Here is a 719-nt window from a genome sequence, read left to right as displayed (position 1 = left end):
CAGGACTCGGAGACAGTCTGGTATTTCAATTGTTCGGTCGTGGCTATCAGTTCGGTATTCCGGTTCCAGCGATTACGATGCTCATTACCTTTGCTGTCCTATGGATCATTTTGCATAAAACACCATTCGGACGCAAAACGTATGCCATCGGTGGTAACGAGAAGGCTTCGATTGTATCCGGTATTAAAGTACCGCGTGTGAAAATTTGGATTTACTCTCTGGCTGGAATGCTTTCCGCGTTGGCGGGTGCTATCTTGACCTCACGTTTGAACTCGGCACAACCGACAGCGGGTACTTCTTATGAACTGGATGCCATTGCGGCTGTCGTATTAGGTGGAACAAGCCTCTCGGGAGGACGCGGACGAATCGTAGGTACGTTAATTGGTGTGCTTATCATCGGTACACTAAACAATGGCTTGAACTTGCTGGGGGTTAACTCTTTTTATCAAATGGTCGTAAAAGGGATAGTCATCGCTATTGCTGTATTGATTGACCGTAAAAAATCCGCATAATACACCTAATCTGCGTAGAAGGAGACACATAAATATGAAAAAGCTTATATTAATCATGACTGCCTTGCTGCTCCTGCTCATGACAGGGTGTTCCTTGGAACCGCCCGAATGGGCCAAACCTAAAGCGGCCGCGAACCTGAAGGACATTAAAATCGGCTTGTCGATCTCAACGCTGAACAATCCATTCTTCGTCTCTCTCAAAGACGG

1 protein-coding gene and 1 pseudogene are annotated in these 719 nt (G+C 46.6%); both read left to right on the top strand.

Annotation, left to right across the window (positions count from 1 at the left end; translation table 11 throughout):
- Positions 1-512 (top strand): ABC transporter permease subunit (locus GRP75_RS28635; protein WP_483311133.1); only part of this gene is annotated, 512 nt, incomplete at its 5' end.
- Positions 513-546: 34 nt separating this feature from the next.
- Positions 547-719 (top strand): annotated as a pseudogene (locus tag GRP75_RS28630) (D-ribose ABC transporter substrate-binding protein); the annotation flags it as partial.

The sequence above is a fragment of the Paenibacillus sp. OT2-17 genome (assembly GCF_009827695.1).
Lineage (GTDB): Bacteria > Bacillota > Bacilli > Paenibacillales > Paenibacillaceae > Paenibacillus > Paenibacillus polymyxa_B.
The sequence above is the reverse complement of the archived record's forward strand: the minus strand, read 5'-3'. Positions and strand labels throughout refer to the sequence as shown.